This window comes from Candidatus Nanosynbacter lyticus, from assembly GCF_000803625.1.
Taxonomy (GTDB): Bacteria; Patescibacteriota; Saccharimonadia; order Saccharimonadales; family Saccharimonadaceae; genus Nanosynbacter; species Nanosynbacter lyticus.
In genome coordinates this window covers 151,727-171,417 of sequence record NZ_CP007496.1, presented here as the reverse complement: position 1 = coordinate 171,417, position 19,691 = coordinate 151,727, and the positions used below count along the sequence as shown (strand labels likewise).

General features: G+C 45.1%; 21 protein-coding genes and 1 pseudogene. 5 read left to right on the top strand and 17 right to left on the bottom strand.

The features are described 5' to 3' along the window. Positions 1-64: 64 nt before the first annotated feature. On the top strand, positions 65-1,117 hold the full coding sequence (gene recF / locus TM7x_RS00895; RefSeq protein WP_039326991.1) for a DNA replication/repair protein RecF: 1,053 nt from the start codon (positions 65-67) through the stop codon (positions 1,115-1,117). A 146-nt stretch (positions 1,118-1,263) separates the two neighbouring features. Here recF and tsf read toward each other — a convergent pair whose 3' ends face one another. From tsf to TM7x_RS00880, 3 genes are all read right to left on the bottom strand, one after another. Continuing rightward, complete coding sequence (gene tsf / locus TM7x_RS00890; RefSeq protein ID WP_039326988.1) at positions 1,264-1,860, bottom strand: translation elongation factor Ts; 597 nt, start codon at positions 1,858-1,860, stop codon at positions 1,264-1,266. 1 nt (position 1,861) lies between these two features. After that, positions 1,862-2,590 carry a 30S ribosomal protein S2 gene (gene rpsB, locus TM7x_RS00885; protein WP_039327987.1) on the bottom strand — a complete coding sequence of 243 codons (729 nt, stop codon included), beginning with the start codon at positions 2,588-2,590 and terminating at the stop codon, positions 1,862-1,864. A gap of 86 nt (positions 2,591-2,676) precedes the next feature. After that, entirely contained in the window at positions 2,677-3,240 is a 564-nt protein-coding gene (locus TM7x_RS00880; protein ID WP_138074061.1) for a hypothetical protein, read from the bottom strand. 224 nt (positions 3,241-3,464) lie between these two features. On the opposite strand from TM7x_RS00880, the pseudogene TM7x_RS04215 reads away from it, so the two are divergent. Then, positions 3,465-3,704, top strand: a pseudogene (locus TM7x_RS04215) (type B 50S ribosomal protein L31); the annotation flags it as partial. A 207-nt stretch (positions 3,705-3,911) separates the two neighbouring features. On the opposite strand, the gene TM7x_RS00870 reads toward TM7x_RS04215, so the two are convergent. Next, on the bottom strand, positions 3,912-4,574 hold the full coding sequence (locus TM7x_RS00870) for a uracil-DNA glycosylase (protein WP_039326981.1): 663 nt from the start codon (positions 4,572-4,574) through the stop codon (positions 3,912-3,914). Between the two features lie 120 nt (positions 4,575-4,694). Here TM7x_RS00870 and prfA point away from each other — a divergent pair, with 120 nt between their 5' ends. Beyond that, complete coding sequence (gene prfA, locus TM7x_RS00865) at positions 4,695-5,765, top strand: peptide chain release factor 1 (protein ID WP_039326979.1); 1,071 nt, start codon at positions 4,695-4,697, stop codon at positions 5,763-5,765. Here prfA and TM7x_RS00860 read toward each other — a convergent pair. Beyond that, positions 5,755-6,096: a hypothetical protein gene (locus TM7x_RS00860; protein WP_039326976.1), complete on the bottom strand. Its 342-nt coding sequence runs from the start codon at positions 6,094-6,096 to the stop codon at positions 5,755-5,757. The genes prfA and TM7x_RS00860 overlap by 11 nt on opposite strands. Before the next feature lie 152 nt (positions 6,097-6,248). Here TM7x_RS00860 and prmC point away from each other — a divergent pair, with 152 nt between their 5' ends. After that, complete coding sequence (gene prmC / locus TM7x_RS00855) at positions 6,249-7,079, top strand: peptide chain release factor N(5)-glutamine methyltransferase (protein WP_052198782.1); 831 nt, start codon at positions 6,249-6,251, stop codon at positions 7,077-7,079. Here prmC and TM7x_RS00850 read toward each other — a convergent pair. From TM7x_RS00850 to TM7x_RS00840, 3 genes are read right to left on the bottom strand one after another with little or no spacing between them, the layout of a single operon-like run. Continuing rightward, positions 7,041-8,156: a S1C family serine protease gene (locus TM7x_RS00850; RefSeq protein ID WP_052198781.1), complete on the bottom strand. Its 1,116-nt coding sequence runs from the start codon at positions 8,154-8,156 to the stop codon at positions 7,041-7,043. The two genes, prmC and TM7x_RS00850, sit on opposite strands and share 39 nt — an antisense overlap. Positions 8,157-8,176: 20 nt before the next feature. Continuing rightward, on the bottom strand, positions 8,177-8,941 hold the full coding sequence (locus TM7x_RS00845; protein ID WP_039326974.1) for a hypothetical protein: 765 nt from the start codon (positions 8,939-8,941) through the stop codon (positions 8,177-8,179). Between the two features lie 21 nt (positions 8,942-8,962). Then, on the bottom strand, positions 8,963-10,609 hold the full coding sequence (locus TM7x_RS00840; RefSeq protein WP_039326971.1) for an LCP family protein: 1,647 nt from the start codon (positions 10,607-10,609) through the stop codon (positions 8,963-8,965). Between the two features lie 41 nt (positions 10,610-10,650). Between TM7x_RS00840 and lepB the strand changes: the two genes are divergently transcribed. After that, positions 10,651-11,256 carry a signal peptidase I gene (lepB, locus tag TM7x_RS00835; protein ID WP_039326968.1) on the top strand — a complete coding sequence of 202 codons (606 nt, stop codon included), beginning with the start codon at positions 10,651-10,653 and terminating at the stop codon, positions 11,254-11,256. Positions 11,257-11,267: 11 nt separating this feature from the next. Here lepB and TM7x_RS00830 read toward each other — a convergent pair whose 3' ends face one another. The 9 genes from TM7x_RS00830 to TM7x_RS00795 all read right to left on the bottom strand — a co-directional run bounded on the left by TM7x_RS00830 (position 11,268) and on the right by TM7x_RS00795 (position 19,648). Next, positions 11,268-12,146, bottom strand: a complete 879-nt coding sequence (locus tag TM7x_RS00830) for a ParB/RepB/Spo0J family partition protein (RefSeq protein ID WP_039326965.1) — start codon at positions 12,144-12,146, stop codon at positions 11,268-11,270. After that, positions 12,143-12,907 carry a ParA family protein gene (locus tag TM7x_RS00825; RefSeq protein WP_039326962.1) on the bottom strand — a complete coding sequence of 255 codons (765 nt, stop codon included), beginning with the start codon at positions 12,905-12,907 and terminating at the stop codon, positions 12,143-12,145. The genes TM7x_RS00830 and TM7x_RS00825 overlap by 4 nt, the downstream gene beginning before the upstream one ends. A 95-nt stretch (positions 12,908-13,002) precedes the next feature. Then, positions 13,003-13,308, bottom strand: a complete 306-nt coding sequence (rplU, locus tag TM7x_RS00820) for a 50S ribosomal protein L21 (RefSeq protein WP_039326959.1) — start codon at positions 13,306-13,308, stop codon at positions 13,003-13,005. Between the two features lie 64 nt (positions 13,309-13,372). Further along, complete coding sequence (locus tag TM7x_RS00815; protein WP_039326956.1) at positions 13,373-14,200, bottom strand: sugar phosphate nucleotidyltransferase; 828 nt, start codon at positions 14,198-14,200, stop codon at positions 13,373-13,375. Positions 14,201-14,255: 55 nt separating this feature from the next. After that, the gene (locus TM7x_RS00810) at positions 14,256-14,453 is read right to left on the bottom strand and encodes a hypothetical protein (protein WP_039326954.1); all 198 of its coding nucleotides are present in this window, start codon (positions 14,451-14,453) and stop codon (positions 14,256-14,258) included. Between the two features lie 113 nt (positions 14,454-14,566). Next, positions 14,567-17,575 carry an isoleucine--tRNA ligase gene (gene ileS / locus TM7x_RS00805; RefSeq protein WP_052198780.1) on the bottom strand — a complete coding sequence of 1,003 codons (3,009 nt, stop codon included), beginning with the start codon at positions 17,573-17,575 and terminating at the stop codon, positions 14,567-14,569. A gap of 63 nt (positions 17,576-17,638) precedes the next feature. Beyond that, a complete protein-coding gene (locus TM7x_RS04120; protein WP_158386488.1) occupies positions 17,639-17,809 on the bottom strand; it encodes a hypothetical protein in 171 nt (56 codons plus the stop codon). Positions 17,810-17,912: 103 nt separating this feature from the next. Beyond that, entirely contained in the window at positions 17,913-18,899 is a 987-nt protein-coding gene (locus TM7x_RS00800) for a WxL protein peptidoglycan domain-containing protein (protein ID WP_039326953.1), read from the bottom strand. Between the two features lie 119 nt (positions 18,900-19,018). Next, positions 19,019-19,648 carry a hypothetical protein gene (locus tag TM7x_RS00795; protein ID WP_138074060.1) on the bottom strand — a complete coding sequence of 210 codons (630 nt, stop codon included), beginning with the start codon at positions 19,646-19,648 and terminating at the stop codon, positions 19,019-19,021. Positions 19,649-19,691: the final 43 nt, after the last annotated feature.

Genomic DNA, 19,691 nt, shown 5'->3' with positions numbered 1-19,691 from the left:
TTATACCAAACTTCAGGCGCCTTGTCTGCTAATTTCACCTATTGGCCCGTGATATAATAACAGAGTGATTTCTAAGATTAAGCTATATAATTTCCGATCTTACAGCCTACATGAAGCAACTTTTAGTGATTCTGGCACAGTTATCGTTGGACCAAACGGCACCGGCAAAACAAATCTACTTGAAGCGGTTTACGTAGCCTTACGCGGTAGCAGTTTTCGTGGCAGTCTTAGTGACTGCATGACATTTAATGCCCCTCAAACAGTTATTCACCTAGAGGGAGACTTTGGCGCAAGGCGAATTAAATTAAACACAGCATCAGGAAAAATTAGCAAAGAATTCATCATTAACGATAATAAATCAAAAGCCTTGACCAGAAAAAGTCGTCTTCCCGTAGTCTTATTTGAGCCAAGTGAGCTACGTTTAATTTCCTCCTCTCCTTCCCGCAGGCGTGATTTTCTAGATGGGCTAATTGCTCGGCTTGACTCCAAATACGACACTGACCTGCGAGCCTTCAATCGCACACTATTACAGCGTAACGAGCTCCTAAAATCACATCAAGAAGATTCGCAAATCTGGCGCGATAACCTGTTTGCATGGGATATAAAATTTGTTCAATACGCAACCAACATCGCCCAAAAAAGAGCTAAATTTCTCCAAGCTAACGAGCCTCGTATAAAAAACTTATACGAATCACTAGCAGGAAAAAACACACAATTATCAATAGAGTATAGCACCACTGCACCCCTAAAAAACTACGACCAATCTTTACTTAACCACCTAGAGAAAGCTCGCGAATATGAAATTGCTACAGGCTTCACTTCTGTCGGCCCACACCGTGAAGATTTCACAATTTTTCTCCATGACCAGCCCGCCATTAAGGTCGCCTCGCGCGGCGAAATGCGCACTATTATGCTAGCCTTTAAGCTACTAGAATTGGAGCTCCAAACAGAAATCAGCCAATCGCGACCATTAATTCTACTAGACGACGTTTTCTCGGAGCTAGACGCCACCCGCGAAAAACTCCTCCAGGAAACCATTCAGCATCATCAATTCATCGTCACCACGACAGACTCACGCCACCAAAAAGATGGCTGTCTCATTATTTCCACGCAATAAAAATCCGCCCTCTCATAAGAAGGCGGATGCGTTTTATCGTCATGCTGGAATATATTTGTGATATTGTCAATATACTTATGGTAACTATTGACAAAACAAAAAATCGGCCACATTGCTGCAACCGATTTCTTTTCTGTGCGTAAAATCTATTCGCTGACACCAAGTTCAATTCGCTTAAATTGGCGAACCACAATGTTCTCGCCCAATTTAGCAATCGCTTCCTTAATGTGCTGTTCAACAGTCTTAGAATCGTCCAAAATGTACGCCTGACTCATAAGAACCTGCTCAGCAAAGTGCTTGTTCAGCTGACCAGCTACGATCTTCTCGCGCATCTCTTCAGGCTTGCTTGCTAGTGCTTCGCTCGCCATCAACTCAGCCTTCACCCGCTCCATCTCTTCAGCTGGAATATCCTCCGTAGAAGCATACTTCGGGTTCATGGCTGCAATCTGCATAGCGATTTCGTGCGCCAATGTCTTAAAATCATCTAAACGTGCCACAAAGTCAGTCTCACAGTTAACCTCGACAATCACGCCAATTCGACCAGAGTGAACATAGCTCTCAATCAAACCCTCACGCGCTTCGCGGTCGCCCTTTTTCTCAGCTTTGGTCAAACCTTTTTTGCGCATCTCTTCCAGTGCCTTATCAAAGTCGCCATCAGCTTCAACCAACGCTTTTTTGGCATCAGTCAAACCTACACCTGTCAATTCGCGCAATTTTTTAATGTCATCAACAGAAACGCCCATCCTATTTCTCCTCTTTTTTCACTGGTTTTTCTTCAGTTTTTACACTACCCGCACCTTCAGCAACAGCTTCGGTGAAATAATCCAACAACAATTGAATACCCTTGATGGCGTCATCGTTACCTGGGATAACGTAGTCAATGCCAGTTGGATTGACATTGGTATCAACGATAGCAAATACTGGCACGCCCAACGTCTGAGCTTCGCGAACTGCATTTGCATCAGTCAATGCATCAACCACGACCACTGCGCCTGGCTTGCCCATCAAGTCTTTGATGCCGCCATACTTAATGTTCAAGCTATCAATTTCCTCTTGGAAACGCTGCACTTCCAGTTTGTTGTAGCGCTTTTCCAAATCACCTGACGCCATGCGCTTTTCCAGGTTCTTCAGCTTCTTGATCTGCTGAGTAATCGTTGAACCGTTGGTCAACATACCACCAATCCAGCGCTCAACCACATATGGCTGATTGATTTTTTCAGCTGCCTGACGCACAACGTCTTTAGCCTGCTTTTTCGTACCAACAAACAATACTTTGCGGCCTGATGCTGCAATTTTTGTTAGTTCTGGTAGCGCCTTGTCCAAAGCTTCAACCGTCTTGACCAAGTCAATGATGTGACTGTCCTGACGCTTACTGTGAATATATGGCGCCATCTTTGGGTGCCAGCGGCTGGTTTTGTGTCCAAAGTGAACACCTGACTCCAGCAAAGCCTTAATGTCTACCTTTACAGACATTTCCTTCTCCTTTTGCCTCATCCGCTCACGATTTGGAGTGTGAAACGGATTGTGTCATTAAAATTAGTTACTTGGCAATTGTACCACTAATCACCGTCAGAGGCAACCACCCCTTGACGAGATTGAACGAATTTTTCCAATTCCTCGCTAAGCTCTATTCTTTCTAAACTAGTATCTAGAGGCGAATTTATAGAAGATACCTTTTTAACATCACAATCTTCAGTAAACTCAAAATACTCAATTCCACTATCCGAAACGACGGCGCCATAAGTACTAGTCTTACGGTTCAAATCTTCCACGGTCATAGGCGGAGTTGGCTCACCCGATACGTTTGCTGACAGCTTAAAGAATAGCAATGAAACTTTTTCTCCCGAAGGAACTCCATCTTCTACGCATATACGACGCGCATCAAAGGCTACAACCGAAGTGTGGATATCTAGCAACACTTCTCTATATGAATCTTGAATCGTCTCATGAGGCCTAAATAATTTTGCAGTTACCTCTTTAGGCCTACCCGGCGTCTGCTCCATTCTAACCCCAAACTCACCGCCAACTAGCGCTATCATATGCTCTGGCTCTCCCGAATTATATAGCTCAAAAGATTCGGTTTTATCAGGATTTTCTAATATCATCCCTACCTCTTTCGCCATAGCCAACTCCTTAGAACGACGGAGAGCTTCTCCTGTTAAATACCCCGATCTAACACCTATGTTCTTATTATATATAGTAGAACTCTCTTGCATGATTCCTCCTCCTAAATTAGGATATCTCATTTGTAATTATGCGCTACTTTTTACGTATACGTCAAGGCGTCCGCACTCCCCTTTCGGTAAATATTGCAATACCTGCGGTTTTTTGCTAAAATACCAAGGTTATGAAAAGCAGTATTCACCCACAGAACTATCGCCCTGTCGTATTTAGCGACGATCAAGCGGGCTTTGCGTTCTTGACTCAGTCAACAGCGCAGACAACAGACACCATCAAATGGGAAGACGGCAATACCTACCCTCTCGTGAAAGTCCACATCTCGTCAGCTTCACACCCATTCTTTACTGGCGAGGAAAAGATTATCGACACCGAAGGTCGTGTTGATCGCTTTAAGGCACGTCAGGCAGCAGCTGAAGCTCGCCGTGCCGAATTGGCAAATAAAGCCAAGAAAGCTAACGCCAATAAAGCCACAAAAGCTGATTCTCCAAAATCAGATAAAAAGGCTAAGAAATCTAGCAAATAGTAAGGTATTGCGCTTTAAAAACCACCCAATAGTTGGGTGGTTTTTTATTAATAAGTAGCGTAATACCACATAAAACTTGTCCTTCATCAATCAAGGCAGCTGCCAGTCAATTGCCTCGCGACCCTGTTGCACCAGAAAATCATTAGCACGCGAGAACGGCCGACTACCAAAGAACCCTCGATGCGCCGAAAACGGCGACGGATGCGCACTAGATATTTTCAAATGTTTCGGATTAGTAATCGCCTGTCCAACTTTTTGAGCGTGCGCACCCCAAAGGATAAATACTAGCGGCTGATCATAATTATTAAGCATTTTTAGTAAATTTTCGGAAAATTCCATCCAACCATATCCGGCATGACTACCCGCCTGGCCACGACGAACGCTCCAACTAGTGTTCATCATCAGCACGCCCTGCTTGCCCCACGGTTCCAAAAAACCACTAGTCGGCATATCACCGCCGATATTATCCACAAGCTCTTTGAATATATTTTGCAAACTTGGTGGCAATTTCACGCTAGGACGCACCGAAAAACTCATACCATGCGCCTGCCCTGGCCCGTGATACGGGTCTTGCCCAATGATTACCACTTTCACTCTGTCCAGCGAGCAAGCCGCGAAACATGAAAACATATCCTGACGTGGCGGATAAATATCAAATCTCTCACGCTCCGCATCAACCCGATTCATCAACGCCCGAAAATAAGGCTGTTCAGCCTGATCCTCAACAAACTCACGCCAGGTTGCAAACTTCATACTCTCATTAAAGCACGGCTAGTCCAACGTGACAATCGTTACGCCACGACATAATATATCACAATCTCCGCACATCTTTGCAGCACATAAGTCAGCTTGCCTGTGGTATAATTTTATAGTATGACTAAAATCGCACTAGATATAGAAGCATTAAACGCTGAGCGATCCGAGCTGGGCGATTTTTTAGCACGACCAGACGCTTATAATGCACCAGATTTTACAGCAAAAAATAAGCGATTTTCAGAGTTGGAAACCTTGATTGCAAAAGCAACTGAGCGTCAGCAGTTAACTAGCAATTTAGCGGAAGCCAAAGAACTCGCTACTGGCGGTGATGAATTGGCAGAACTAGCAAAAGTGGAAATTGCTGAAACCGAAGCGAGGTTGGCAGAACTTGAAGAAGAGTTGTTTATCCTACTCACCCCCAAAGACCCTAACGACGAAAAAAATATCATCATGGAAATACGTGCCGGTGCAGGCGGCGACGAAGCGTCATTATTCGCGGCGGAACTATACCGCATGTATTTACGCTGGTGCGAGGCACACAATTACCGAACTAAACTGATCGACCAATCACCCAACGATTCTGGCGGCTATAAAGAAGTAATCTTTAGTATTAAGGGAGACTCACCATACGCTCAATTAAAATTTGAGGGCGGCGTACATCGAGTCCAACGTGTGCCAGTTACCGAAAGTCAAGGACGAGTTCACACTTCAACCGCCACGGTTGCGGTATTGCCAGAAGCTGAAGAGGCTGATGTCGAGATAAATGCGAACGACCTCCGGGTCGACGTATTCCGCTCAGGCGGACATGGTGGTCAGAGCGTCAACACCACCGACTCAGCAGTGCGTATCACCCACCTGCCGACCGGTATTGTCGTTACCAACCAAGACGAGAAATCTCAGATTAAAAACAAGGAAAAAGCACTCAGTGTGCTACGTTCACGCCTATTACAAATGAAAATTGATGAGGAAAACGCAAAATTAACCGCCGAGCGTCGCTCTCTGGTTGGAACTGGCGACCGCTCAGAGAAGATTCGCACCTACAACTTCCCACAAGATCGCATTACCGACCACCGCATTCACTACAGCCGCAGCAATATCCCCGCTGCAATGAACGGGGATATCGACGATTTGATTGAGAATCTACAGAGATATGAGCGTGAATTAAAAGCGAAGAACGCTAATCATTAAATAAATCTGTATATTTATCTTCTAGATCACGTGCAGCCTTATCCCATTTTTCTCGATGCTCCGGACTCAAAGATTCATTACCTGCACGCTTCATATACTTTTCATATAGAGCCCGGATAGCAGCTTCATTAGCAGTTCTCTGTTCTTCAGGAGTCATATTTCTACGCGCCTCTTCCCACCGGCTCAACAACCTTTCAGTATCGCTCTCTGTTGCTGTCCCTTCGGTTATTGTATCCATAGGCCTTATTCCACCTCCATCACTCCCCAGACCAAGGCCTATTCCCATAATCACATTACTGGTGGTGGGAAGTTCATACTTTCTTTCTACCATACTATTTAATATCGTCCATTTCTTTTGCTTAATAATATAAACAATATAATACTATCTTTGGCTTTATTTGTCAATATCTTCTACAATCTTGCTGTAATTTTGCAAGTACTTTCACTTTTTACATTCCATAGATATATGTTATAATTAACTATATGATTATCTCTGACTGGTTAAAAACAGCGACCAAATCCCTGAAAAATATTGGAATTTCGTCCGCCAGATTAGACGCTGAATTAATATTAGCCAACACTTTGCGGAAAAACCGCACTTACCTACACGCTTACCTGGATGAAGAAATTGACCCCAGAAAATTTGACATCGCCAATGCCAGATTAGATTTAAGATTAGACCGCGTACCAATCGCTTATATTCTGGGCTACAAAGAATTTTATGGCCGCAGATTTACCGTATCGCCATCAGTTCTAATTCCCCGCCCAGAGTCCGAAGATTTGATTTCTTTATTCTTAGAATTGACCGCTAGTGAAATTACTGAAAAAACCCTCATTGACGTAGGTACTGGTTCTGGTTGTCTGGGAATAATCGCCAAACTAGAGAGGAATAACCTGTCTGTTATTTTGTCCGATGTTAGCAAACCAGCTCTGAAAATTGCCGAAAAAAACGCCGACACACTGAAAGCAGACGTCACAATTCAGCAGCAGTCTTTACTTAATGGGCAAATTAGACCAGTTGACTATATTTTTGCTAATCTACCCTATGTTGATAAGGATTGGGACGTTTCACCAGAGCTCAAATACGAGCCAGAAATTGCCCTCTTTGCTGAGGATGAAGGACTTAAACTAATCTTAGAATTAATATCACAGGCGTCACGGTGTCTCACTTCAAATGGACTACTATTCATTGAGGCCGACCCCTGCCAACATAGTAGAATTATCGATACTGCTATAAAAAACGGATTCAAAGAAGAAAAAAGGCTTAACTATATTCTAGCTCTGCGGCTCATATGTACCCAAAACCAAATCTAAAACCAGCTCTTTATTATTGCGCAAAACCGTAACCTTAACTGTCTCTCCCGGCAAAAACTCAGACACTAAAGTCGATAAACTACCGTCCTCACCAACATTTTTATCATTAATCTTAGTGATGATGTCACCACTTTTTATACCAGCTTTATCGGCTGGACCATCTTTTTCTATAGTGGACTCCGACCCTCCATTGATGTAAGCGCCAGACTTTACCGGCAGCTTATATTCTGACTGAATGTCTGGCGTAATAGATGCGTAGCGGACGCCCAGATAAGCCTTCTGGACACCCTTGCCGCTTATAACGCCTCTCACCATACCTTTTACGGCGTTAATTGGAATAGCAAAACCGATGCTTTGTGCGTCAGAGGCGATAGCTGTGTTGATGCCAATCACCTGTCCTGCCATATTAATAAGTGGCCCACCAGAATTGCCAAGGTTAATCGGCGCGTCAGTCTGCAACAGGTCAGTTAAGCTTTCTGTTTTAGAACCCCTAGAGTCAGAACTTGCTACAACTGGTCGTCCTTTACCGGAAATTATACCGCTGGACACAGTATTCTGATATTGCCCCAGAGAATTCCCGATAGCAACAACTTTTTGCCCAACTTTTACCGTGCCAGAATTACCAAGCTCTGCCACTGGCAGCTTCTTAGCATCTTTGATTTTTAAAAACGCAATGTCATTAAGTGGATCGACACCGACCAATGAAACGTCGGTAAATTGGTCTCCATTATGTGTAACTACTCTAATTTTTTGAGAATTTTTAACAACATGCTTATTTGTCAAAACATAACCATCAGCGCTAATAATAACGCCAGTCCCGGCGCCCATCTTCTCAGAATCCTCACTAGAGACAACTATAGAAACGACACTAGGTGAAACTTTATCAACAACTTTTGAGACGTCGCCATCGCTTACTGTTATTGAATTACCGTCATGCTTTACGTCTTGAGATAGACGATTAGCCAGCTGAAGCGTTATCCAACTCGTTAAGAATATTATGCTAACCAGTGTGGCAGCGCCCACCACACCACCAACCAACCATAAGGCTAATCTCTTCTGTTTGCCAGAATTTTGCATATATTTTCACCCCCTATCAATTAAATAGTCACCGAATTGAGAAACGCAAACATCACGAATATAATAGCAATTGTAAGGATTACCGGCCCGGATATATCTGAAAAACGAACAATTTTATGCTTTTTATACGACTGATAAGCCTTGCTGGTAACGAGCGATAGCAACAGCAAAATTATGGTAATTTGCGGAACACCACCGAATAACAAACCACCGTAGACAAACGCCCAATGATAAGCCAACCAGCCTAATTCAGCAAAGACGACCCCCCAAATTGCAGACAATAGTACAGTTTGTCTCTCGTCGTAGCTGTGTAGGAAATGACGTGCCGTACTATAGCCGATTAAGAACATTAGGAAAACGACCACAGAAACTGGCCAATCATAAGATACGGCCATTAGTGCGGTAACCCCAATAAAAATAGCGATAGCTGACTGCAAAGCCACTTGCCAACGCTTCGACATTGGCTTAATTACAATCAGCCAAATAGCGTAGAGTACCGCTAAGAAAGCTCGGAAATATAAACTTGACGTAGATAAATACATCAAGCCAACCACGCCGACACCAACAGTTAAATCAACCAAATTAGCCTGCATGTTTGCCCACCAAAAACGTGGCCGTACGGCGATTATGCGCCATTTACTCAGCACAACAAGCGCTAATGCTGGATATGGCGACTGAATAGTCTGGGCAATAGCAAATAGTACCGCCGCTAAGCCAATATTTAAGACATAGTAAACCAGTTCACTCCAAAATGTCCTGCGTTTAACTGTTTTTAGTAACTCCATAACTCCTTCTATTATACCAAACTATGATCCAGATCCCACCACAACGATAAACTGGGCGTCAACGCTTAGGTTATATTTTGGAGAGTCAGACGAAACTGAACCATACATTTCCTCAAACTTCGATTTTGTAGCAGATTTTTCTTTACCGGCTGGCAATTGATAGACGCGAGTTTTTGTCGACTTCTCGTTGCCCGGGGCGTTGCCAACATGAACTACTTTTAGACCTAACTCCGACAGTCTATCCGCCTCTTTCTGCGCAGCGCCACTTATGCCGCTACCGTTCAAGACAGCAACCGTTGCCTTTTCCTTGGATAGCGGCGTGGAGTAAATTTCTGACTTTATATAAGCACGAATATCGCTATAATCATACAGTCCTGCGGCTGGTTGAACTATACTTGCACCACCTGCTGTACCAGTTGTCATCAATGTATTGTCTGACTCCACAAAGCTCAACCGATGAATATCGGATTCCTTGATTTCTGACGCCAGGTTCATAATAGTCCGAATCTCTTTCGTATCTATATTGGTACGCAAATTCTTACCCATAGCATCCATTAGTGAAGTCACTTTACCAAAGTTTGTTAAAGTACCAGTAGAGGTTGCCTTACTCTTAAGAGCCATCAATACCAACTGCTGGTTCTTCTCACGGTCAAAGTTAGACTGTTCCAGGCCGTATGTCGGTGCGACCAGTCCACGAGCCCTAGAGAACCACATAGCCTTTTCACCGTCCATCTCATGACTACCATTAGTCAGCTGCATGTAATGTCCAGTTGGGCAACGCGCTCGACGCTGCTGAGCATTTAATTCCCTAGCACGGCACATCCAGTCCATGCTTGGATCGAGAATTCCTCGCGGATCGCGACTCTGCACATTGACCGTAACGCCACCAACCGCATTAACCGCGTCACGAATCACTGCTGTATTGATATGTGCCACATATTGAATATCCATACCAAAAATATCGCCGATGAATTTCTTTGTTTTGTCCATCCGCTCAGTCTCGGCCTCCGGACTATTGCCATTATTTACACAGCCAAAATATTCGTTAATTTTACCAGCATAGCCGGAATTACATGCCATGCCAAACTTAACGTATAGGTCCCGTGGAATACTAAACATGTAAGCATCCTTTTTCGTCTGATTAACACTAAGGACCATCATCGAGTCAGTGAGTGTTGCACCCGGATGATCTGGATCGTCATCAGTTGTACCGAGAATCAGCACATTACTTCGTCCATAAGAATCCTCTTTTAATTTCTGCTGCGAGAATAAATCGAAGATATTACCATTACCAAATACACTGTGCATTGTTTGCCATATCTTCAAGAGTAACCAGCCAGCAACAATCGCTATTATAATCCCAATAATCGCAAGAATAACCCTCACGATAAGCTTTTTCTTACGTTTTTGCTTCCGCTCCTGTCGATGTGATGGCTTGGCGCTCTCATCAATAGCTGCCAATGATTCGCTAATATTCTGCTTTAATTTATTGGCAGTAGAAGCTGGACGTTGAACATTACCTTGAATATTACTCAAAGCACGTGGCTTGTCCTGGGTATCACTAACACGCCCGATTGTGGTCGTTTTCTTACTAGAAATTTCCCCCAACGAAGCTCGCTGCGGTCGTCCGGTGACAAAACCGTCCATCGACTGTTTGCGTGATTTCATATCTATTGATTATAGCACACGAAACGCTTATAATTAAAGCAATGGACGCTACTTTTATGGATCGTCATCCAAAGTTACAAGATGGCCTGGGAATGGTCATTTTCGTTGTAGGAGTGGTGATTGGCACTATTTTATTGAACACATTTGTGTTTCAAACATTTAACGTCGAAGGCGCCAGTATGGAAACTACCATGTATACCGGTGACCGGTTAATCGTCAATCGCTTGCCAGTTACATCTTCAAAATTACAGAATAAGAACTACATTCCCAAGCGCGGTGAGATTATTGTTTTTAAGAACCCTAATTTTAACGCCTCAACCGGTAAGGATGAATACATTGTTAAGCGAATTATAGCATTTGCCGGAGAAAGAGTAACAGTTAAAAACGGTACCGTGACAGTCTACAATAAAGAAAACCCTAATGGCTTCAATCCAGACACCTCTGTTAATAAAAATGAGCCAGGTCAACCAACTTCTGGCGATGTTGATTCAACCGTGCCCGATGGCACCGTGTTCGTTATGGGCGACCACCGACAAGGTAGCTATTCATGCGACTCCCGAAACTGCATGGGACCAATACCTCTATACGACATAGTTGGTCCCGTTAGTTTGCGGATATTCCCCTTCAATAAAATTCGCTCTTTCTAATACCAATAAAACTATCTTTCAAGCAATTCTCGTATTCGCTCAAACTCAAGACCATCCTTAAATTTGATACTAATCTGACCCGCTCCACGCCCGTTAGTACGGATCTTCACACCTGTGCCAAACCTCTTAGATAGGCTCGCCACCACGTCCGCATGCGGCATATCCGCCGGACGACGTTTATTCTCAATTGGACTATCCTTAGCCTGCTTCCACAGCGTCACCACCTGCTCAACCCGACGCGCCGACCATTCTTCACGAATCGCCCGCTCCATAATATCTTCCGCCGCTTCTTCAGGTAGACCAATAAGCGGCCTAGCCTGGCCCTCATTCAGCCTTCCCTCAAACAGTGCTTTCTGTACAGACTTTGGCAATTTCAGTAGTCTCAGCGTATTACTGACGGCGCTAATGGACTTACCACCTAAACGCTTACCAATCTCCTCTAAAGTCATATTAAACTGGTCACGTAGTTTCTGATAGGCTGTAGCTGTCTCCAACGCATTCAAATCGTGCCGCTGCAAATTCTCAATCAAAGAAATCTCCAAACGATTCTGGTCGTTCATGCTCCTAACAATACAAGGCACTTCTGTTAATCCAGCCTTATTAGCAGCACGCCAGCGCCTTTCTCCCGCCACAATCAAATATTTATCGCCCTTTGGCGTCACCACAATTGGCTGGACCACACCGTGCTCACGCACCGACTCTGCCAGCTCATTCAGGGCGGCCTCATCAAAAAAGCGACGCGGCTGATCTGGATCTGGAACAACTCTATCAATTGCAATATCTCTCAAGCGCGACACTTTTTCATCCTGTTGCGCTGTCGGATCAAATGTTTCATCAATCAAATTAGTTGGGATCAACGACTCGAAACCCCTACCTAAACCTTTTTTCATCGCTCCACCCTCTCTATAATTTCCTTCGTTAATGCTTTATAGGCGCGAGAGCCCTTTGAAAATCGATCATAGGCGCCAACTGGCGCGCCGTGACTAGGTGCCTCTGCCAAGCGAATATTTCGTGGAATGTTATTCTTAAAAATTTTATCCGGAAAATACTTCTTAATTTCCGCATGAACTTGCCCAGACAATGTAGTTCTAGAATCCATCATCGTCAGCAAAACACCCAATAATTCCAAAGGTGGATTAAGCCCCTTCTTTATCAATTTCATACTTTCAAGTAGTTGCCCCAATCCCTCCAGCGCATAAAATTCCGCCTGAACTGGCAGCAGTACATAATTAGCGGCAATCATGCCATTAACGGTCAACAAGCTCAGACTCGGCGGGCTATCAATAATGATATAATCATAGTCTGTTGCTTTTTTTAACGCCTCACGCAAACGAATAAACCTGCCTTCCGCCTGGGCTAGTTCAACTTCTGTATTTGCCAGGTGAGGCGTGGCTGGTGCAATCGACAGATTTTTATATTCGGTCGGCAGGACAATATTCGCCAAATCAATTTGTCGCATAATCACCTCAGATATCGTTGCGCCCAGATTCTGCTTATCAACCCCCAGACCGCTGGTTGCGTTGCCCTGCGGATCAAAATCCACCAACAATGTTTTTTTTCCAGCCTTTGCCAAAAAATATGCTACGTTAATTGACGTCGTTGTTTTGCCGACGCCACCTTTTTGATTTGTCACCGCAATGATTTTTGTCATTCGTTCCCCTTTTTACCTGCCCTAATTATAGCATGAGCGAAACAGAAATAACAGACACCAAAAAACCGCTTCTCTGATGGAAGCGGCTCTTTCAATTATTTGATTGACGTAATCTGAATCTTGGTGTACTTCTGGCGATGACCAGTTTCTTTGTGAACGCGTTTTTTGCTCTTGTAGCGGATAACGCGGATTTTATCGCCTTTGACTTCCGCCTCAACAACTTTTGCCTTCACCACCGCGCCTTTTACGGTTGGTGTGCCAACTTTTGTTTTATCACCATCAATCACTAAAAGTGCGTCGAGAGTGAGTTCTTTTGTGCCTTCAGGGAGGAGATCCACCAAGAGGGACTCTTTTTCGCTGACAATATACTGTTTGCCAGAGATTTTTACGACTGCTTTCATTTCGTTCCTTAATATATATTTACTATCAGTATCTAATTATAACAGAGACGGACGATACATGCAACTAGTTTCTCTGTAACTCAGCCATGGCGTTATTTGCCCGCAACCAGCCACTGGGCGAACCGCATTCCATATAGTCGCCCTTGGCCTCGCCCACCGCGATGATACCGCCACTCGCAATGTACGCGTTGATGGCGTCAGTCAGCTCAAATTCACCGCGCTGTGGATTGGCAGGCAATGTCCGTGCCAGTTCGAAAATTTCTTTGTTGAGAACGTAAAAGCTTGAATTGCTGAGGTTACTTGGCGCTTCTTCTAATCTTGGCTTCTCAATGATGCGGACAAAATTGCCCTGCTCGTCAGTTTCGATGATACCCGTCTGAGGAATAAAAGCTTCTTCAACAGGATTACCCAACAAACCAGCCGACAGCCCACGCGACTTCACCAGCTCTGCCAAGTCTGCGGCATTTGAACCGCCGTCAACACGCCAGAAAAATTGATCGCCCATCACCACAAACGCCGACTCACCCGGCTCAATGAATTCACTCGCCAATCCCACCGGGATGCTCGTGCCATAACCCCCAGTACTTGGCTGGGTTAAAAAATGTATTCGCACGTCACGGAGCGGCGCTACCAGAGCTAATTTGTCCTGTTTACCAGCGCGCCGCAAATAATCGTTCAGCTGAATATTTGACCGATAATAACTCTGTACCTGAGTGCTTTGTTCACCGACCACGAAATAAATATCCTTCACGCCCGCCCGAACAATATCTTGCACGATATAATCAACAACCGGCCGCGTCCCCACCGGCAGCATACACTTTTCGATTGATTTGGTAATCGGTAGCATCCGCGTACCCCAACCGGCAACTGGAATGATAGCTTTAGTGATCACACTTACCTCCCATATCTTCAACTCTTTATAAGTATACTCATCATCTATAGGCTAATTATAAACCATAGTCATCATAACCACTACCAACACGAGACCAGAATTGACGAATATCCTCTATCTCATCGACATCCAAATGAATTGCCTGCGGCTCCTGCTGCTCCTTGATAATTTCCTCGGCAAGACCATCAGCAAGTGGATCAACCGGCAAAAATCCTACTTTACGACCAAATAATTTATTAAATAAATTTTGCATAATTTTTATCTTTACTTGTAACTGATTACAATATTAACATAAATATTATAAAAAGTCAATAAAGTAGCCTCTTACGCTAAGGAGGCTACTTATTTCAATTGACAGACTTAAGCTTATTTAGCCTTTTGCAATGATATTGCTACCATTTTATCGTCAATTTTAACGTCATATTTTTCCGCATCATTTACTGTAGAGTCTAATTTTACAGCCAATGTCTCGGCAGTAATAACTTCGGCAAACGTATTGATAGCTTGAGTAATTTCTGTATCCGCACTAAAAATAGCAAGCTCAATCCGATCGTCTACCTGCAGCCCAGCTTTCTTACGTGCGCTCTGGACGTGGCGAATAATCTCACGCACCAATCCTTCACGCTTCAGTTCAGGAGTAATGACGAAATCATAGACAACGCTTGGCTGTACTGATGATTCATTAACCTCAAGCTCTGAGTCGGTGGCAACTTCTACTGATTTAACGTTCAACTCGTCACACGCAACATCAACTAAGAACTGCCTGACTTCATCAGTTGTATTACCAGAAATAGTACTGACAAGCTTGGCGGACGCTAGTGGCTGACGAACCTTAATTCCAGCTGCGGCGCGCTTCGACAAGCCGTCATTCACGGCAACGCGCAAAGCATTCATATCACGCAATATTGCTCTATTGATTTCACCTGCTGGCAGCCAATCCTTCAAATGAATCGACTCATCATCACCTGTCAAATTGTGATACAACTCCTCAGCCAAAAACGGTGTAAATGGCGCCAAAATGTAGCTCAGACACACCAGAACATAATGCAGCGTCCGGTAAGCATCGTTCTTATCGCCATCATCTTCAGACTTCCAGAAGCGGCGGCGACCGCGACGAACGTACCAGTTGGACGCGTCATCCAGGAATGGCAAAATCGGGCTCAGCGCATCAGGAATATTGTAGGTATCCATGTGACGCTCAACCTCTGCCACCAACTGATGCAGCCGACTGACGATCCAGATATCAAGCGGGTTGGTCAGATCACTGAGTGGATCTCTCAATTCACCATCAAATTCCCAGCCGTCAACCTCCGCGTACATGGTAAAGAAATCATACATATTCCAAATCATACTGAGCTTGCGTGCCACATCACCTACGTCCTTGTCATGCAGAGCAAAGTCCTCGCCGTTAAGTAGCGGGCTACTCAGTAATAGGAAGCGTAAGGAATCAGCACTAAACTTATCCATCAGCTCGTTCGGATCAGTAAAGTTACCCAGGGATTTACTCATCTTGCGGCCGTCATTGCCCGCCACCACACCAGTAGTGATGACATTACTGTAGGCGTTTTTGTGCTGCGCGCCAGCCTCGCCAAAGGCACCGATTTCGGCCAAGGCGGCGTTGACAGCATGTACATAGTAAAACCATGCCCGCACTTGGCCAATGTACTCAACGATGAAATCCGCTGGGTAATTCTGCTCAAACTTGGCCTGGTTTTCAAACGGATAATGTAGCTGGGCAAACGGCATACTACCGCTCTCAAACCAACAGTCCAGTACCTTATCAATGCGGGTAAACGTTTCGCCGTCGATTTCAAAAGTAATGTCATCCACCCACGGGCGGTGATAATCATCCAGCTCCACGCCGCTCAATTCCTTCAGCTCCGCATACGAGCCAACCACCCTCACCGTGCCGCGGTCACCCTTCCACACTGGCATAGCCGTCGCCCAGAAGCGGTCACGGCTCAGGTTCCAGTCTGGTGCCTGCTCGATATTTTTGGCAAAACGACCATGTTTCAGATGAGCCGGGAACCAATTAATATGCTCGTTCTGCTCCAGCATCAGCGGCTTTTGCCCCTGAATGTCAAAGAACCAGCTGGGGATGGCCCGGTACATGATGCGCTGTTTGCTACGCGGGTTGAACGGGTATTCGTGACGAATGTACTCGATCTTCCACACCGCGCCCTTTTCCTTCAGGTCTTTGGCGATGAACTTGTTATTATCCCACACCTCGAGGCCTTTGTAATTGCCATCGGTATAGTAGCCGTTATCATCAATGACATGGAAGGCACTAATGCCGTGGCGTTTGGCCAGCTCAAAGTCGTCCTCACCATAAGCCGGCGCGATGTGCACGATGCCCGTACCTGACTCGTGCGAGACGAAATCCGCCGCGTAAATGGTGTGGATCTTGTCGTTATCTGGCCAGGCCGAGCCCGTATCGAGCGACTGATAGGTTTTACCCACCAATTCGCTACCGGGGAATTTGCGTAATACTTTGTAATCAAGCGGCTGATGCTTTTCGTCCTGCAGGGTGCGCTCGAGGGCTTCTTCGGCGATAATGAGCTTTTCACCCCCCACCAGCACTTCGCAATACGTCATCTCCGGATTGACGGCCAACATCAGGTTAGCTGGCAATGTCCATGGCGTGGTAGTCCAAGCCAAAACAGCAACGTCTTCATCAGGCAGCTTAAACTTCACATACACACTCGGGTCGGTCACCGTTTGGTAGGCGTCGTTGTCCATGGTCACTTCGGCCTTGCTGACAGGGGTAGCAAACTTCGTGTCGTACATCAGTACCTTTTCGCCTTCGTAGATTTTGCCAGCCTCATACAACTGCTTAAAGGCCCACCAGACGCTCTCCATAAAGTCCTTGTCCATAGTGCGGTAGGCACCCGTAAAGTCTACCCAGCGGCCGATTCGATCGATCACGCCCTGCCAGGTTTCGCTGTTCGCTACCATGCTTTCGCGCGCCTTGATGATGTATTTTTCCAGGCTGATGGTTGGCAAAGGATTACCGTCTTTATCCAGCGGCGCTGGCTGATCACTACTCGCCACAATCTGCCGCCGGTCCACGATATTCATCTGCTTTTCGACGAAATTCTCTGCCGGTAGGCCATGGCAATCCCACCCCCAGCGGCGCTCCACGCGCTTGCCTTTCATCGTCCAGTAACGCGGCACGGCGTCCTTGACGATTGAGCTCAGTAACGTACCATGATGCGGTACGCCAGTAATAAACGGTGGCCCGTCATAAAAAACGTAGGCATTATCTGCCGACCGCTGTGCCACCGACTTTTCAAACGTCTGATCGTCCTTCCATCGCTGCACCCAATCCTTTTCGTATTCTGCCGCCCGGCGGCGTGTGCCGTGTTTGAATTTCATTGTATCTCCTTATTTAAATATAAAAATCACCTCTTTTGATTTCGAGAATCCGCTGGAGGTGTTTCAAACGGACGGTACCATCTCGATTCCAAAAGAAGTGATTCTTTTAGCGCTTAATTGTTCACTTTGTCGCAGTGAGTCGCGGCGGGGTCTAATCTCAGCTGATTCAAAATCATACCGATTTCTTCCCGCAGACTTCGCGGTTGATAGCCGCTCATTTTGCGTTGGCTTCATCAGAGAAAAACCTCCTCAGACACACGCAAAAACGCCCTACTCACATTGTAGCGCGTTTTTACCAAAATCCCAAGATATTTTTATTTCCAACCCTGCTAAAATACTAACGATTACCAAATTTAACTGATTTTTTGCGGCGCTTAATTGCGACAATAAAGCCAATCAATAGCAGAATAACCAACAACAAGGCGCCACCAATTATCGCCAAAGCCATAATTGACGGCCAGAAAAACAGTTCTTTGGGCTCAATGTCCTTCGTTATTAGTTCACTCTGATTCTGACCAATCCCCCATTCGCCAGCCTTTTTCTTGTAAGAAATCGAGAGCTCTGCTTTATATTTACCTCCCCAGAAAGGCGCCAGCTTACTTTCATAGCGGAATTGACGTATTTCATTAGCAATCGTTGCATTTACGCCACCATTCTTATAAACAACATTACCTGCCGCATCCTTGACTACCAATTTAATATCGACATCAGCAGATACATTACCAGAATTCTTCAGCGCAATTTCATACAACTGATTACCGTTTTCATTCTTAATATCAAATTTATCAATTGTCACATCACGATGAATATTTCCAGGAACAACTATCGCCATGCGAATCGCCTGACGGGTTTGTACCTGGACGCCGCCCGTTGCTACAGGTTGAGTATTTTTACGCTGCACAACAATGCAGGCGTTATGTTCACCAACATCCACCTTACTAGGAACCCTAACCGTAAAGTCCACCAGCTTACTTTCCTTTGCCTCGAGCGTTATCTCCTGTTTAGGGATGCTAACCCATTTACCAGCGTCAACCTTATCCTCCACTTTTTGCTTGCAGGTCATATCACCAGTCGCCGTTACCGTGCCATCAACCGCATAAACCTCAACCGTTGCTTTTTCATCTAGTCCATTCTGAAGATGTAGTTGATCTGATTTTGCGGCGCCACCAGATAGATTGTATATAAAAATTGATTGGGTCCTCGGGTTGTTTGGATCTGGATTAGCTGGCCGACCACCAATTCCCGCAGCGGATACTGACGCGGGTAAAATCAGCCCTACAATAATAGCTGCTCCAACTATTTTACGCCACAATAAACTATTCATAACCCTCCTTACAAACTATACTACCTATTATACCAAGATAATCTGCTTATGACTACTGTCTTACGCAAATTAAAACGGACATCCGCAGGGGTGCCCGTTTTTATAAATGTCTTAACTATTTAGATAGCAGCAACAGTTTGTGTCATTGGCAAGGTGTATGTACCTGCTTGCTGACCAGCTGGAATATCTTGTTTCAAGCTAACACCTGTGATGTAGCCATTCCAGACAGCATCGGCACCCGCTGAGGCACTCATTAGCGTAACTGGGTTGCTACCAGAAAACGCCATTGAACTACCTTTAGTGATACCAGTAGCTGTACCAATTACCGGAGTAACTGTGCCAGTTGATGGATCAACCGTTAGACGACCATCAGCGGCAGTACCGTTATATTTGTAGCTTTTGCCACCGTCTGTCCATTTGCCAGTACCTGGAGTGGTTGCGTTCAAGGTCAGCGTCCAGCCGTTATTAGCACCGCCAGGGTTATCAACGGAAATACGCTTGTCATTTTCACCAAACGTACCTGTTGAGGTCTGAGCTGACGTAGACAATGTCACGGCACCCATCGCAAATGTTGGGTTACTGACAACCGCATTGCTTGAGTTACGGATATCAGTACTTAATGCGCCGGCATTAATTGTTTGAGTCAAAGTAGAGTTGGCGGTATTCGCCGCATAAACAGCAGAGCCAGCTAATCCAGCAAAGCTAACTGCTCCGAATCCGACAGCTGCCAATAATTTTAATTTTTTCATTTTCCCTCCTTGTTTTGTGAATTTAATTTGTTTATCGTAAACT